This is a genomic window from Arthrobacter zhaoguopingii (assembly GCF_009828605.1).
GTDB classification, from domain to species: domain Bacteria; phylum Actinomycetota; class Actinomycetes; order Actinomycetales; family Micrococcaceae; genus Arthrobacter_D; species Arthrobacter_D zhaoguopingii.
In genome coordinates, this window is record NZ_WIAE01000008.1 from 68,117 (window position 1) to 82,520 (window position 14,404).

At 63.1% G+C, this 14,404-nt stretch carries 14 protein-coding genes and 1 pseudogene; 9 read left to right on the forward strand and 6 right to left on the reverse strand.

Annotated elements, in window-relative coordinates; all coding sequences use genetic code 11:
- Positions 1 to 66 precede the first annotated feature (66 nt).
- The 5 genes from GVV77_RS12190 to GVV77_RS12210 form a co-directional block, all read right to left on the reverse strand.
- Complete coding sequence (locus GVV77_RS12190; protein WP_159618715.1) at positions 67 to 1,776, reverse strand: acetolactate synthase catalytic subunit; 1,710 nt, start codon at positions 1,774 to 1,776, stop codon at positions 67 to 69.
- 237 nt (positions 1,777 to 2,013) lie between these two features.
- Complete coding sequence (locus GVV77_RS12195; RefSeq protein WP_210252847.1) at positions 2,014 to 2,748, reverse strand: VOC family protein; 735 nt, start codon at positions 2,746 to 2,748, stop codon at positions 2,014 to 2,016.
- Positions 2,749 to 2,845: 97 nt separating this feature from the next.
- Positions 2,846 to 3,838: an ABC transporter permease gene (locus GVV77_RS12200; protein ID WP_159618719.1), complete on the reverse strand. Its 993-nt coding sequence runs from the start codon at positions 3,836 to 3,838 to the stop codon at positions 2,846 to 2,848.
- A 1-nt stretch (position 3,839) separates the two neighbouring features.
- A complete protein-coding gene (locus GVV77_RS12205; protein WP_159618721.1) occupies positions 3,840 to 5,390 on the reverse strand; it encodes a sugar ABC transporter ATP-binding protein in 1,551 nt (516 codons plus the stop codon).
- Between the two features lie 302 nt (positions 5,391 to 5,692).
- A complete protein-coding gene (locus GVV77_RS12210) occupies positions 5,693 to 6,661 on the reverse strand; it encodes a sugar ABC transporter substrate-binding protein (RefSeq protein ID WP_159618723.1) in 969 nt (322 codons plus the stop codon).
- Positions 6,662 to 7,209: 548 nt separating this feature from the next.
- Here GVV77_RS12210 and GVV77_RS12215 point away from each other — a divergent pair.
- From GVV77_RS12215 to GVV77_RS12235, 6 genes and pseudogenes are all read left to right on the forward strand, one after another.
- Positions 7,210 to 7,998: an IclR family transcriptional regulator gene (locus tag GVV77_RS12215; protein WP_159618725.1), complete on the forward strand. Its 789-nt coding sequence runs from the start codon at positions 7,210 to 7,212 to the stop codon at positions 7,996 to 7,998.
- A gap of 718 nt (positions 7,999 to 8,716) precedes the next feature.
- Complete coding sequence (locus GVV77_RS12220) at positions 8,717 to 9,316, forward strand: MBL fold metallo-hydrolase (protein ID WP_159618727.1); 600 nt, start codon at positions 8,717 to 8,719, stop codon at positions 9,314 to 9,316.
- Between the two features lie 19 nt (positions 9,317 to 9,335).
- Positions 9,336 to 9,638: pseudogene (locus GVV77_RS18585) on the forward strand (SDR family oxidoreductase); the annotation flags it as partial.
- The gene (locus tag GVV77_RS18490; RefSeq protein WP_281350588.1) at positions 9,622 to 9,909 is read left to right on the forward strand and encodes an SDR family oxidoreductase; all 288 of its coding nucleotides are present in this window, start codon (positions 9,622 to 9,624) and stop codon (positions 9,907 to 9,909) included. The pseudogene GVV77_RS18585 and the gene GVV77_RS18490, both read left to right, overlap by 17 nt.
- Positions 9,910 to 10,057: 148 nt before the next feature.
- Positions 10,058 to 10,564, forward strand: a complete 507-nt coding sequence (locus GVV77_RS12230) for a hypothetical protein (protein WP_159618729.1) — start codon at positions 10,058 to 10,060, stop codon at positions 10,562 to 10,564.
- A gap of 49 nt (positions 10,565 to 10,613) precedes the next feature.
- Positions 10,614 to 11,489: an SDR family NAD(P)-dependent oxidoreductase gene (locus tag GVV77_RS12235; RefSeq protein ID WP_159618731.1), complete on the forward strand. Its 876-nt coding sequence runs from the start codon at positions 10,614 to 10,616 to the stop codon at positions 11,487 to 11,489.
- Here GVV77_RS12235 and GVV77_RS12240 read toward each other — a convergent pair.
- Positions 11,481 to 11,753 carry a hypothetical protein gene (locus GVV77_RS12240; RefSeq protein ID WP_159618733.1) on the reverse strand — a complete coding sequence of 91 codons (273 nt, stop codon included), beginning with the start codon at positions 11,751 to 11,753 and terminating at the stop codon, positions 11,481 to 11,483. The genes GVV77_RS12235 and GVV77_RS12240 overlap by 9 nt on opposite strands.
- A 422-nt stretch (positions 11,754 to 12,175) precedes the next feature.
- Between GVV77_RS12240 and GVV77_RS12245 the strand changes: the two genes are divergently transcribed.
- The 3 genes from GVV77_RS12245 (at position 12,176) to GVV77_RS12255 (ending at position 14,240) form a co-directional block, all read left to right on the forward strand.
- Entirely contained in the window at positions 12,176 to 12,964 is a 789-nt protein-coding gene (locus tag GVV77_RS12245) for an enoyl-CoA hydratase/isomerase family protein (RefSeq protein WP_159618735.1), read from the forward strand.
- Positions 12,965 to 13,232: 268 nt separating this feature from the next.
- Positions 13,233 to 13,841 carry an NADPH-dependent F420 reductase gene (locus tag GVV77_RS12250; protein ID WP_159618737.1) on the forward strand — a complete coding sequence of 203 codons (609 nt, stop codon included), beginning with the start codon at positions 13,233 to 13,235 and terminating at the stop codon, positions 13,839 to 13,841.
- A gap of 39 nt (positions 13,842 to 13,880) precedes the next feature.
- On the forward strand, positions 13,881 to 14,240 hold the full coding sequence (locus tag GVV77_RS12255) for a putative quinol monooxygenase (protein WP_159618739.1): 360 nt from the start codon (positions 13,881 to 13,883) through the stop codon (positions 14,238 to 14,240).
- The last annotated feature ends 164 nt before the right edge of the window (positions 14,241 to 14,404 follow it).

Sequence of the window (14,404 nt, forward strand, 5' to 3'; positions counted from 1 at the left end):
TCCCTGATAGATGGATCTCTTTCGGACCTCCGCTACGTCCGAAACCGTGTGAGCGAATACAACCTGCTATTCCGGGTTGATCTGCCCCGGATCTTCGTCCCAGACGCGTACGGGGGCGTATGCTTCGGGGTCTGTGATGACGTCGATGACTGTGGTTGCCTGGGACTCCAACGCGGTCTTCAACACCGTGCCGATCTCGTTCGCATCGCGGATGACGATCCCGTGGGCGCCCAGCGCCCGTGCCATGGCGGCGTGGTCCACCGGCGCAAATTCGATCGCTGTGGTGGTGGTGCCGAAGAGGTAGTTTTCGGCATGGCGCTGGTATGCCAGCACCTTGTTGTTCAGGATGATGACGACAACCGGGATGTTTTCGCGCACGGCCGTTTCCACCTCGGCCCAGACATGGGCGAAACCTCCATCACCTACTATGGAAACGACCCGTGCCTGAGGGTTGGCCAGCTTCGCGCCGATCCCGAGGGGGTAGCCCCATCCGAGGCCAGCGAGCCCCCGTGGGACGAGGAAGCGTTGGCCCGCCCGTTTGGCCGTGAGGTAGCTAGTCACCCAGATGGAGGCGTAGCTGGCATCGGCGACGACAATATCTTCGGGCTGAAGCAGTGCATCGAGTTCTGCGAGGAGCCGCTCCGGCCCGATCGGCGTGCAGTTGGAGCTCACCCGATCCGACACGGCGGCGGCATGCTTTCGCCGGCCTTCGGCAATAGTGGCCGCCAGTTCCTCCGACGCAGACTGCCGCTTGCTCAGGTCGATGACATCAAGGGCGGCGCTTAGATCGGCCAGTGCTGACCGTGCGTCCCCGACGAGTCGGACGGCCTCGTAGTTCCGACCCACCTCGAGCCCGTCGACATCGATGTGAATGTACGTTGCTTTGGGCGAGGTCAGCGTCCAGCCGTCCGTGCCGTTCTCATTGGTCCGCGTTCCGACAAGGAGAACCACATCCGCCTGGGAGATAAGGGGCAGGTGGAAGTGAGCCGGCCCGCGTTCTCCGGTGATGTTTGCCGCGACTCCCAGCGATAAGGGGGCTGTTTCGTCGATGGCGCCCTTGCCCATGTTGGTCGTGGCAACGGGAAGATGAGCGAGGTTTTGAAGGGCTGCCAGTTCGGTGGTGGCCTGCGAGATGTGAACGCCCCCGCCGGCGATCACCAGCGGTGAACGGGCCTGTGCGAGAAGCTGCGCGGCGTGCGCCACGGTGCCGGCTTCCGGTCGGGGCCGGTCCAGGGGGAAGCCGCCCAAATTCTGGGATCGGGGGAAGCGCCCGGGTCGGGCCGGGAGTTCGAGGACATCCTTGGGCAGCAGCAGCACGACGGGTCCGGGGCGTCCGCTGTTGGCCACGGTGATAGCGAGGTCAACATAGTCTTCAGCACGCGCCGGGTCATCGATGCGGCGGGTCCATTTCGAGACCCCGGCGAACAATGCGAAGTGGTCCAGTTCCTGGAAGGCATTGCGGTCCCGGGTCGAGGCAGGGACTTCCTGCACCAGGACGAGCATGGGAATGGACGCCTTTAGCGCTTCGGCCATCGGCGCCACGAAGAGCGTTGCCGCAGGTCCGTTCTGGGCGGCCACGACTCCGATCTGTTGCGAGATGCGCGAGTAGCCGTCCGCCATGACCCCCGCGGCGTTCTCCGTGCGGTAGAACACCTGCCTGATGCCGATCTTTTCGGCAGCGAGCAGGAGCGCTGTCGGGTTGCTCTGCCCGAAGATGATCCTGATTCCATGCCGGTGCAGGGATGCGGCAATTATGTCAGCGACTGTGGTGCTCATAATTCCTCCAGAGGGTAGCTTGCCAATAACTGTGTCACTATATGAACTTGAGGTCAAATAGTGACACGCGTTGGATTGGGGAACAGCGGAGCCGCCAAGCCGTGCAGGGTGGCACTTTGGGCAGGGCGCCCTTAGGGGCGGGTAACCGCGGCACGGGGGTATCGGTGATCCGCTGGCTCAAGCGCCGGGCGGGATGCAGCTTGATCGGATGCACCTCGCGGTTTCTAGGCATTGGGACTACGTCTCCGCCGCGTTTCGATGCGGCATTGGAAGCTTGCCGGTGAAGAGGAGTTCTGAGCGGTTCCACACGGCGGCCTGGCCTCTCATGAAGGTATAGAAGTTTGCGCTGGCGGGAATGATTTCGATGAATTCTTCGAGTGCGCGGAGCGGGCCGGTGCCTTCAACCATGGCAATCCGGGCACCGCGGGGGGTTTCTCCGCTGAAGAGAATCTCGCGGCGGGCTACCTCGAGCGCCCGCACGGTGGCGTCATAGTCGTGGACCGCAAACCCGAAATGGTGAAGTCCGTAGTCGTGCTCCGCAGCCCACTCTGTGAAGATCGACTGTGAGCCGGGTTCGGGGCAGACGAGTTCGTACATCATCTCCCCCGCGTATGCCAGGGCGATGCGTGCACCGAGCGGCCGCGGCTTGCCCCTGTAAAGGAAGTGGCCCGGCTGATCGGCCGGCTCGGGCCCCAGGAACCACGGCCCTGCTCCGAAGGTGGCGGAAAAGTAAGCCATTCCCGAGGCCAGGTCCGGCACGACGAAGCACAGCTGGATCAGCTTGCGCCCGTCTTGATGGGGCGGGATGCTGGGATCGGGGGGCAGCTGTGTGGACATCACGTCTCCTGGGTTGGGGTTTCGGCCAAACGGCGGGCCGGGCGTCAGGATGCCGGCGGGGCGGATCGGCAGGCCGCTCGGGCTGTCCTGACCTTGGCGGCGGGCGTCGGGGCGGTCCGCCGATACGTGAGCCATGGTGCAACGCTCCCTATGAGGTGGTCACCTCACGGTGAGGGACAGGTGTCGCCCTGGGACCTTTCGTGGATGGTCCCGGGCGTGGTGCCGGCGGGAGCTAGCGGGTCATGCTGCGGCGTCGGGCCAGCACGCCGACCCCCACGCCGACGATGAGCAGCACGCCTTGGAACAGAAACTGGTAGGAGGTGTCGGATCCGGCGATGGCCATAGCGTTGAAGGCCACGCCGACGGTGAGTACACCGATGAGCGTACCGAGGATGTGGAATTTCCCGTCCCGGAGGATTGCCGATCCGAAGAACGCCGCCGCGAAGGCACTCAGGAGGAAGCCGTCGCCGGCCGTTGTGGCTCCGCCGCCTGTCCGGGATGCGAGGAAGTACCCGGCAAGCGCGCAACAGATCGAGGTGATCACAAAGACGAGGATCCGGATGCCTTTGACTCTGACGCCCGAGAGGCGAGCCGCTTCCGCGTTCCCGCCAACGGCCTGGATTGAATGCCCGACCGGGGTCCGGTTGAGCATGATCCACAGCGCAGCACCAACGCCAGCCATGAGATATATAGGGATCGGCAGGCCAAGGATGCGGCCCATGGAGAGTCCGACGAAGCCGCCGGGGTCGCTGAGATTGATGGGAATGCCTTTGGTGTACGCGTAGTTCAAGCCGACGACGATTGTCCCCACACCCAGGGTTGCGACCAGCGAATTGATCTTGAAGTGTGCGACCAGAATGCCGTTAAGGAGGCCGACCGCCGCCATTGCCAGAACCGTGACCAACAGGGCGAGCGGGAGGCCCAGCCCCTGGTTCTGAATAAACCCTACGCAGAGCACGCCAGCCAGACTTGTCTGATAACCGATGCTGAGGTCGAATTCTCCGGCGGCGAGAACGACGGTCAGACCCATTGCGACGATGGCGGGGAGGGCGATCTGATCAAGTATATTGACGGCATTGCTCCAGGTGGGAAACGCGGGGAGCGTCAGTGCAAAGACTGCGATCAGCCCAACAAGCAGGATGATCGCACCATACCGGGCGAAAAGCTGCCAGATGTCGAGGTTGACGCTGGATGAGTCTCTTTTGGGTGCTGCGGTGGTGGTCATGTCAGTCCTCCGGACTGTAGCAAAGCGTTGTAAGGGAATCGACGGTTGCGTTGTCTCCGTCAACGACCGTCACGATCCGCCCCTGTCGCATGACGGCTACCCGGTCGCAGATTCCGAGTTCTTCGAAATCGCTTGAAATCATCAGGACGGAAGTTCCGTTGTTGGTCAGCGCCCGGACCAGTGCGTAAATCTCGGCGCGGGCACCCACGTCCACTCCGACGGTCGGTTCGTCGAGGATCAGGAGGCACGGCCGGGTACGCAGGAATCGGGCAAGGACGACCTTTTGCTGGTTTCCTCCGCTGAGGTGACCCACGTTCTGGCTGCTGGAAGAACTTTTAATCGACAGCTCCCGCACCTGGGCGTCCGCTGCCTTACGGGAACGGGAAGCGCTCAGGATTGGAAGCCACGGCGCGAGCGTGTTCTTGTCGAGGGTTGCCAGATTGATGTTGAAGTTGATGGATTCTTCCAGGAACAGCGCCTCGGACCGTCGTTCTTCGGGCACTAGGACGACCCCTTGCCGGATGGAGTGGCATGGTGACTGCGGCGCGTAGGGTTCCCGATTCAGCATCATGGCGCCCCCGGTGATTTCATCCGCACCGGCTATCGCGCGGGCGAGTTCCGTCCTGCCGGAGCCGACGAGACCGGCGAGACCCAGAATTTCCCCCTGACGGACCTGGAGGCTGGCGCCGGTGACACGGCTGCCGGCGGTCACGTTGTGAAGAGTAAGGACCGGTTCGGCGGCTTCCGTGGGTGCGGCTGCCGGCCGCCGGAAGGTGTGCATGGCGAGCACCTCCCGTCCGACGATGGATTCGGTCAGTTCGGCCCGGTTCACCTCTCCCCTCTCGTGCCTGTCGACGACTTTGCCGTTGCGGAAAACGGTTATTTCGTCGGACAGGGCGAGTACTTCATCGAGTCGGTGTGAGATGTACAGGACAGCGACGCCGCTGCCGGTCAGCGTGCCGATAACCTCGTACAGTTTCTCCGCCTCGGCGGCTGTGAATGACGCGGTGGGTTCGTCCATGGCCACTGCCCGGGCGTCCCGCATGAGTGAACGTCCCAGAGAGACCATCCAGCGATCACTCACCGACAGTAGGCCGACGTCGGCGTCCAGCGGCAGACGCGCGTCGAAACGGCCCAGCACTTCGGTGGCCCGTCTGCGCACGGCGGACCACCGGACCAGGCCCGCCGTGGTCGGCAGGGAATAGCCCATTGCCATGTTCTGCAGGACGGTGAACCCGGGCACGAGGTTCAGTTCCTGATGGATGAAGTTCAGACCGAGGGCTGTGGACACCGAGGGTGAGTCGATGGAGACCGCCTCGCCATCGACCTTAATTTCACCGGCGTCGGGATGTACGAGGCCGGCTAGAATTTTGACGAAGGTGGACTTTCCCGCGCCGTTCGCTCCCACCAGTGCATGCACGGTTCCGGCCCGAAGGTTCAGGTCCGCTCCGCGCAGTGCGGGGACGCCTGCATAACTTTTCGAGATACCCTTTGCCGCTATGACGGGGGACGTGGCGGATACATTGCGTTGTGTTCCGAGTGTCAGTTCCATTTCAGCCTTCTTCATCGGGCAGATCGTCGTGCTGCGCTCGGGCTTTCCGCCGGGAGCAGATGGATATATTTGGTTTGTTCGGCAACCTGAATCCGCGGCATGTTGCTGCCTTGGCCGCAGCCCGCAGCAAGTGGGGAGTGGGTTCAGGGAGGTTTGCCTAGATTGTCGACCGCGGCCTGTCGGCCTTATCCTCTGCCTCTGTCGTGGCCGGGAACATCTTCGGTCGTTGGCGCCGGTCACGCGTTGGTTGTGTATCCGGCGCCGTGGGCGAGGGCTGCCGGGCAGCCCTCGCCGCACCGGGCTTACTGAAGGGCCTCCGGGTGCTCGGCGAGGAACTCCTCGATGTTCTCGCGTGTGACCAGGGTGAACGGTGCCACTTCATCGATGGTTGCGGCGCCGTCAACTCCGTTTTCGAGGATCTCGGGAATCGCTTCGGCTGCTATCCGGCCAGAGCCCACTGCGTCAATCCAGACGGTACTGTCCTGACTTCCGTCCTGAACGGCGCGCAGATTCACTGCGGGGCCATCCAGCCCGTGAATGGTCACATCCGAGCGGCCGGCGGCCTTGACCGCCGCGCTCACTCCTTGGACAGGTTCATCGAAACAGGCCCAGATAACGTTTGGTCCGGAATCGGCCGGGTGCGCCGCCAACCATGCCTGTGCGGACTGCTGTCCGCTTTGCACCTGACCTGGAATGGTGACCTGCTGGAAGGTTACGTTGACGTCGGTCTTTTCTGCCGCTTCCTTCATCGCCTGCCCGCGCCCGCTGCACGGTCCGCCCAGGTCATATCCGAGCGCGAGCAGGTTGCCCCCTGGTCCCAGGTCCTTCATCACCTCCGCTGCGCTGGCCATTCCCTGGGCGTAACCGAAGTCCCATGTTGCCTGTACGCCATCGGCCAGTCCTCCACCCGCCGTCAGGACCGGGATGCCCGCATTTTTTGCTGCGAGCACACCGGCCGCCATTGCGTCTGCGGGGAATACCGTATAAAAGATCGCATCAACCTTTTTTCCGACCAGGTTCTGGATGGCGGCGATGGCCTTGTCCGGTGCACCCTGTGCGTCAACGAGGGTCGTATCCCATCCCTCCTTGTCGGCGACCTCCTGAAATCCGCTCAGAATGTTGTTGCTGGTTGAGTTGGCCTGGGAGAAAGAGACAAGGCCGATTGAGTATGAATCGTCCTCCGACGCGCTGCCGGTCGGTGGGCTGCTGCACCCTGCAAGGAACAAAGCGGCGGTTGCTGCGGCGGTTGTGAGCTTTGCGTGAGAGAACATCTTTGTTGCCTCCTGAGAGTCTCGGATAGCGATGTGATCCTGACAGTTCGAGAGGCTCCCATAGCTACGCTGGAAGGAACATATCAAATGATGAACCACGTTTCAATATATGCATTTCATATTTCTTCTGGCCGCCCGCCGTCCGGAGCAGGTTTGGGCCCGGGCCTCCCCGGGCATGGCCTAAGCACATCGGGAGACCGGTCAGCTTGTGGCAGGTCGGCCGCTGTCCTCGGAAGCGGGCATCCGCGCAGCCGCCCGCCGGACGCCGGACGGCTGGAAACGAACGGGAGTCCCTCAGTTCCCCGGCGTCCCGCGCCGTCGGGGAGCCGGACCGCGGCACCCAGAAGCAGCGGCAAGGCGTTGGCCGAAAGGCCTATGATTCCCGTTTCGCAATTGGAACCCTTCGGGCGCCGGCGGAAATCCGGCCCGGAGGAGCCGCGACATCTCAGGGCCTGGATTCCAAAATTGAACTCAGGAGGGTTTCACCGCTGTGCCGAAGCAGTGCAGGGTACTCGGCGCTTGTCAGTTTCTCGTGATAATTTCATAATGTGAACAACACCACCACTCGACCAAAGCAACAGACTCTGCAGACCGTCGAACGTGCGCTCACGTTCCTGGAACTCGTGGCCTCCGCGCCAGAACCCCCCACCGTTCAGACGGTGGCGGCCGCACTCGAATTGAACATCACCACCTGTTATCATTTGCTGCGCACTTTGGTTGCACGGGGATACGTCGAGCGTCACGACGACCTGACCCTCACGCTTGGAAGCCAGGTCGGACTGCTCTTTCGCGCGTATCAAGACACGTTCGATGTGAACGAGAGCCTCGCGTCCATCGTGAATCGACTTGCGGAGCAGACTTCCGAAACCGCCTACCTGTCCGTGCGCGACGGAAGGAGCGTAATCCTGAAGGTCCTGGTGGAAGGTTCTCAGCCGCTCCGTGTCAGCGGGCTCTACGTCGGCCAGTCGGGCAACGAGCACATTCGCTCGTCCGGCAAGGCTGTTCTGGCGCATCTGGACCCGCCTGCGCAGGCCGAGATGCTTGCTCAGGCTCTTCAGAACCTTTCCGCTTCCGAGCGCGAAGCTGTGAGCCGACGGCTGGTGGCGGAGCTTGACAACACACGAAAACGCGGCTGGTCTTTGGACGGCCAGGAATCGGATCTTGGAATCTCCAGCGTTGGAGCGCCGGTTTTTGATGCCAGGGGCAATGTCTTTGGTGCGGTGGGCGTGGTCACTCCCACGACCCGGATGGACCGCTTCCAGCCTTTCTTCGTTGATGCGGTTCGGTCAGCCGCAGCCGAAGCGACGGAGCTTCTGAGCAGAAAGGTCTCTACCTGAGTCTTGCGGCATGCGCCGCCGGGCCGCTGTACGATGACGGTTCCATCAGCTCCGCTTCGCTCTCCGAATTGCGCAGCGGGGGCGTCGCTTCCGACCCGGCGGGCGCCGGTCCACCGGCTGGATCCTCGAGTGCGGAAGGCAGCGTGCGTCCGCGTGTCGCCCCCGTGTCGCCCCAGTGCAAGCGGCCTGCGGTGATCCAACGGCGATTGGCCCGCACCAGCCAAAAGCACCCGGGCGCCCGGACAGTCAGGCGGAAACGGGCGCAGGGGATCTCATCTGACTCCTGGCGGGCGGCTCTTCCCCTGACGGTCCCTCCAACGGCATAGTGGGCGGCCAGACCGTCAGTGGGCGGTGAAAAATGCTTGATCTCTTGGACCGCTCCAACCGGGGCGCGCACCCGTCCGGCCCGCGCCGATTAGGCACGGGCCGGCGAGCAGTCCGTCGCTGATTGCATTAGGACCTGGGGCTTTCAGCTGCTCTATCCCCGACGGCCAGTCTTTGTGCACCCCGCAGAGCACTAGATACCAAGAAGTACGTTATTTGAAGCTCGGTTCATATATTGACATTCGTCTGAATGGACGGTAGTTTTGCCGGCACATCGTCTTCGCGGAGGGTGGATCCCCATCGGGGAGTTTCGATACCGCTCCCATCCGACAAGGTCGCCGGCGGTGCACGTAGCCATCGACTGTTCCCGCATCCGGCTCCCCGGGATGCTTGATTGACAGACAAGGATGTCCTCAATGAACGACAGCGCACCAAGCGACCTCCATTCGAACTGCAGCGGGTGCACCTCCATCCCGGCGACTTCTCCGATGTCGACACAACGCATGCGCGCCACGACCACCTCGGATGCCTCCCCTCGTTCTCGAGAGCGGTCATCCACATTCAAAACGACGAACTCGCCTTCGCCCGCGCACCAGGTGCCGAACAAGCACCCACGCTCGAACAAGCCGACGTCGCAGCGCTGGAAGCGGCCGCGCTTGAGAACCGGGCGCGCCGTTGGGACGGTGACGGCGGGCTTGTCCCGGGAATCAGCCTCCACCGCGTGGGCGGGCACACTCCCGGACTTCAGGTCGTCCGGGTCAACACACGCCAGGGATGGGCCGAGCTTGCTTCTGACAGTGCTCACTTTGACGAAAACCGTACTTCCAGCAACCCGTTTCCAATCTTCGAGAACGAAGACGAAGTAGTTGCCGCATACGAACGCTGCGAGGAGCTGGCCGCGAACAACCAGTTGGTTCTCGCCGGCCATGATCCACACACGCGAGTACGCGCCCGTTGGCGCGGCCTCGAGGACGTCTTGGTACCCGCCGAATGACCCACCGGTGATCGTGTGAATGCTGGTGGCGGTGGCTTACGAAGAAAACGTCGCGGATGAGCAGGACATGGCCGCGCTTTTCCATCACGCATCCCAGAAATACGGAGGAGTCGACGTGGCCGTCAACACGACCGGGATCATGCCGCTGGCGCCCATCGCCGAGATGGATCCTGGGACCTTCGACAGGATCCAACGCACCGACCTGGGCGGAACCTTCATCAGTCAGCTGGCCGCGCGCCAGATCCGGAGAGGCGGAGCCCTCACCAATTTGTCGACGAGCATCACGCGGTTGCAGATGCCCACCTATGGGGCTTGCGCGGCGCCCAAAGCCGGGGGCGGAAGCCATGACGCTGGTCCTGGCCCGGGAACTGCCCGGGCGGGGCATCACCATGAACACCGTCGCTCCCGGCCCCACAGCAACCCCGCTGTTCTTCGAGGGCAAACCACAGCAGGTCACCGACCACATCACATCCCTCAGCCCCATGGAACGTCTTGGCGCACCCGAGGGCTACTCGGAAGTGACCGCTTTGCTGGCCGGAGAAGGCCGATGGAAGAACGGTCAAACCATTTTCCTCAACAGAGGCGCGATCTGAGCCGCCCCGGTGCCCTCGTCGGAGGTGTCCTGACCCGGCCGAGCAGGAACCCCCGGCAACGGCGGCCCTCCGCGGCTGCTCCCACCGTGCCCGATTCCAGGCACGGCCCTCGGCTACCCGGCCGGCAGCCCACCCCTTAGGACAACCGATGAGACCAGCAGTTCTGCCCGCCCCCCGTATCGTGCACCGGGGGTGGACCGAGACCCAACTGAGGGCGGCCGCCGAGCGCCACGCCCTCATCCAAAGGCACACCTCATATGCCCCTGCCGCGGCGGCGGTCGCCTCACATGCCAGACATATCGACCAGCGGCGGATTCGAAAAATGGTCACCGCAGCCACCGGGGAGACACAGGGAACCTACTGGATGGTCGCCGCCCTCACCATGGCACACCTGGCCCTGAGCTTTCCCCAGGCGCTCACCGAAGACCAACGGGCCCTGCTGCTCGAACCCCTCGCCGCCGCCGAACACCTGGCCGCCCCCCGCTCCGCGAACCCCCGTGCTGCACCAGGAAGGTCCCCGCATCCACCGGCCGGAGGCGGACGGTGGATGCACGGACAGGTATCCGCCGCGAACGGCGGGCCTGCCCGGGACCCGTTCCCGCGACGGGCCATCGCACCGGAGACCCGGCCGCGATCCACCTCCGACAGCCCGTGAGCCCCGCGCTGCACTGCCACCGTAACTCCTTCGACCTAAGGACACCTCGATGTCCAGCATCCTGATCACCGGCGCCGCCACAGGAGCCGGCAACGAAGCAGCCCGCTCACTCGCCCGGGCCGGCCACACCGTGTACGCGACCATGGCCGATGTCCCCGGTCGAAACTCGGCCAGTGCTCGTGCCCTGATCGAACTGGCCCGGACCGAAAGAATCGATCTCAGCGTGGTCGAACTGGACGTCACGTCTCAGAACTCCTCAAACGCCGCGGCAGCCACCATCGTCGACGAGGCGGGCCGGATCGACACCGTGGTGCACACCGCCGGGGACCTTTCCACCGGACTCGCGCGTGGGCTCGCCGACGAGGACCTCGTTCACCTGGTCAACCTCTCCGCCCTCGGCGCCCACCGAGTCAACCGTGCAGTCCTTCCTTACCTCTGCGGCCAGCGTTCCGGCACACTGCTGTACGTCGCCAGCACCCTTCCAGCAACAACAGAGCTCTTCCGCGCACCGTACGCCGCCTCCCATGCCGCGCTCGATGCCCTGGCCGTAGCTACATCCTACGAAGCAGCACAGTTCGACATCGACACCTGCATCATGGTGCCTGGGCCGGTCACCAAGGCCACCCCGGCTTTCGGCCATGCCCGCCGTCCCGGCAGCGCCTCCCGTTCCGCGGCCACCGGTGCCCACGGCTCGCACTACCCGGCAGGCACCGGTGCCGGGGAACCACTCTCAGATTCGGTACGCCCCGGCGTCAGTGCATCAGCCCAATCGACCGCTGATGAAATCGTCCGCCTCTTGGCCCTTCCCCACGGGGACAGACCCTTCCGAACAGGTGCCGGTGTCACCCCAGGACGTTCCGCTGTCGTCGAACCATTGTCGCTCCATCGCTCTGCGCCGCCCGTGATGCCGGTCGCGTCAGACTAACGAACTGCTTTCAAGGCTGAGGTAGCGATACACCGCGCGCCGGCAGGCGTCAATGACCTTTCCGATGTCGGCCGGTGCGAGGCTTTGGGCTTTGAAGTCCCGGGTGCCTTCGACCTTGGCGTGGCCGGTGGAGATCTCCCGCCTGCCGGATTTCCTCCCGCGCCCGACGGCCGCGGCCATGCTGACCGCACGAGACCGGAACAGCCGAGCTTGCCGCAGATGGTCTGCGCCGGCAGCGGGAAAATACTGCTGCGGATTCCTCATAGCGGAGCTGAGGACGGCGCCGCGACCCTGAACAGCGTTGCCGCCACCACGGCGAACTGCATCCGCACGCTTCTGCGCGAACCTGAAGAGATTCAGAGCCACGCGTCTGAGGTGGCCATCGAACGGGGAGACGTTTCGCGCTGCTCGTAACCTTGAAAATGAGAAAGCCTCTGCGCGGACCCCGCGATGAAGCCGCATAGGGCGCGAGTTCCGCGCTGATTATCGGCAGAAGCCGTCAGAGTGTCGGCCAGAGTGATCATTCTGTGCACGTCACAGTGTTTAATTATAGACTGAATGGACAAGAACGCGTTATACTGGGTGTGAGACGGAGAATCACGTCGCTAACCTCCCCCACCCAGCGAGTTGCTCGAGCACGCGTCAGACCGATGAGGCAACGAGCGTCACTTCAAAAAGGAGAAACCATGGGTACCGTCACATTCGAACAAAGAGGCGACGTAGGGTCCATTATTCTATCGAATCCGCCCGAGAACGAATTGAGCCGAGAGTTCGCAAGCGACCTCCTTCAGGCAGTCCACGATGCCAGCGCCAGCAGCATACGCTCCTTGGTCATCCAGGCAGAAGGACCGAATTTCGGCACCGGAGGGTACGTTAGAGAGTGGCCTGGGAAAGACCCCCACTGGTTCCGCACTTTCATCGCAGAAGTAAATCAGGCGTACGCGGCTATCGAGGCGCTCCGGATCCCGACGGTCTGCGCGGTGCGCGGCGCTGTCATCAGCGGTCATTACGAGCTCGTCCTTCGCGCAGATCTGATCATCGCCAGCGACACAGCCTCGTTCACCTGGGTTGAGGCGAATTCGGGAATGACTCCCCTCGCTGGTGGACTGCAGCGTCTCGCGGAAAGGATCGGACGGGGTCGAGCCACGGCACACGTGGTGATGGCCGAGACGATCGACGCGAGAGAGGCCGAACGCATTGGACTCGTCTACCGCGTCGAAGCGGACAATCAGCTCGATCGCGTGGCGCAAGCGCTCGGGGAGCAGTTGGCGAAGGGGGCAACGCGTGGCCACGCGGCGTCCCGAGCGTTGCTTAAAGCTTGGTCGAGTGGTGGGGTCGCGGGCGCAGATGCGCTGATGCTCGACCTCTCTATGGATCTCTACTCCTCAGTCGATGCGCAGAACGCCATCAACGAAATCGCGCGCGCCGCCACCCAAGGCGAGCAGTACGTCCCACCCGCATTCATCGGCCGTTGAGCTGAGGGCCAGACCTCATCCCCCGGGAATTGTCCAACAAGGGCGTCAGCTTTCTCCGCTGGACGGCTTTCGCCAACGACGTCCAGCGATCCGACACAGAGGCTGCAGTCGCACTCGTGGCAAAGCGGCCGGACGTCATCAACGTCGGACAGACGTTTTCGCTCGAACAGGCCGCAGAAGTGATCGAGCGGCGTCGGCACGCGCACGGTCAATCAATATCCATCTTCAACCCAAAACGGAGCTAACGACAGTGTCCGATTCAGAAATCTTGAGCGTTGGCATCGTGGGCGGAGGAACTGTCGCGCAGGCTGTTGCCCGTCACGCCTCCGCGCACGGCTACCACGTCACGATCAGCAACAGTCGTGGGCCTGAAACACTGCGGGAGCTCGCACACAGTCTTGGCGACAACGTCACTGCCGGGTCAGTCCCCGATGCCCTCGCGGCCGATATGGTCATCCTCGCCCTGCCTTTCTCGGAAGTACCGAAGGTGGGGAACCTGCGCGCTGGCTGGACCGGGACCATCATCGTCGACGCGACCAATCAGTACGCTTCGCCCACACGCGACGGAAACGCGGAACGGGCTAACATCGGCGACCTGACAGGAAGCGAATGGGTAGCGGGAAACTTCCCGGGAGCCGCAATCGTGAAAGCCTTCAATGCGATGTTTGGACGCTTCATCTCCTCGAGCCCAATTCACCCTGAAGGCCGGCAGGTTGTCCTCTGCGCTGGAGACGACGAGTCCACCAACGGGAAATTCACAACTTTCGCCGAGCGGCTGGGATTCGCTCCCGTGCTCCTTGGCGGCTTGCGCGAAGGGGGCTCCCTGATACAGCTTGATGGGGCTCTCAGCGGAAAACACATGCTCCTGCAGGCCTAGTTCTCAATCAGTCAACAGCTCCAGAAAGGCATACATACAATGGAAGAGTCCAATGTGAAAAGCCGCGCAACGAAGACAGCGTTCATCTTCAACTCCTACTACCGGGTGCATCCCGACGACCGCCAGAAATTCGTGGACGCGGTAGCAGAGCATATCCCGCCCACCGGCCAAATGCCCGGGTGCGTGTACTACGTCTTCGCTGCTGACATCCTCGATCCCAACACATTCCACCTCTCCGAGGGGTGGGAGGATGAGGATACGATCGAGCGTCATCACCGGTCGGATCTGTTCCAGGAGGCCCTCAAGAAGGCCACGACGTCGGTGCGCATCCTTGAGAACCAGGGACAGCGCTACGAAGTAGCCAAGCAGATAGATGGCCGCCCTCCCCGCGAACTCTGAGGCAGGCATGCGGACGGAATGCGTTAAATCCCCAGTCATGCGACCGGCTGGCTGCCGGCCGGAGCCACACGCGGATAAGCTGCCACGCGTGCATTAGTCAGGTCTGATCCAACGGAAGTGCTGGCGCCGGTCATCTGATAATCGATCTCCCAACGGTCCTAGTC

Excerpts from the sequence above, each read along its gene's own strand:
- GVV77_RS12235 (WP_159618731.1), top strand. The coding sequence starts at position 10,614 with ATGTCCAGCATCCTGATCACCGGCGCCGCCACAGGAGCCGGCAACGAA.
- GVV77_RS12195 (WP_210252847.1), bottom strand. The coding sequence starts at position 2,748 with ATGGCTCACGTATCGGCGGACCGCCCCGACGCCCGCCGCCAAGGTCAG.
- GVV77_RS12190 (WP_159618715.1), bottom strand. The coding sequence starts at position 1,776 with ATGAGCACCACAGTCGCTGACATAATTGCCGCATCCCTGCACCGGCAT.
- GVV77_RS12245 (WP_159618735.1), top strand. The coding sequence starts at position 12,176 with ATGGGTACCGTCACATTCGAACAAAGAGGCGACGTAGGGTCCATTATT.
- GVV77_RS12230 (WP_159618729.1), top strand. The coding sequence starts at position 10,058 with ATGAGACCAGCAGTTCTGCCCGCCCCCCGTATCGTGCACCGGGGGTGG.
- GVV77_RS12200 (WP_159618719.1), bottom strand. The coding sequence starts at position 3,838 with ATGACCACCACCGCAGCACCCAAAAGAGACTCATCCAGCGTCAACCTC.
- GVV77_RS12210 (WP_159618723.1), bottom strand. The coding sequence starts at position 6,661 with ATGTTCTCTCACGCAAAGCTCACAACCGCCGCAGCAACCGCCGCTTTG.
- GVV77_RS18490 (WP_281350588.1), top strand. The coding sequence starts at position 9,622 with ATGGGGCTTGCGCGGCGCCCAAAGCCGGGGGCGGAAGCCATGACGCTG.
- GVV77_RS12205 (WP_159618721.1), bottom strand. The coding sequence starts at position 5,390 with ATGGAACTGACACTCGGAACACAACGCAATGTATCCGCCACGTCCCCC.
- GVV77_RS12240 (WP_159618733.1), bottom strand. The coding sequence starts at position 11,753 with ATGAGGAATCCGCAGCAGTATTTTCCCGCTGCCGGCGCAGACCATCTG.
- GVV77_RS12255 (WP_159618739.1), top strand. The coding sequence starts at position 13,881 with ATGGAAGAGTCCAATGTGAAAAGCCGCGCAACGAAGACAGCGTTCATC.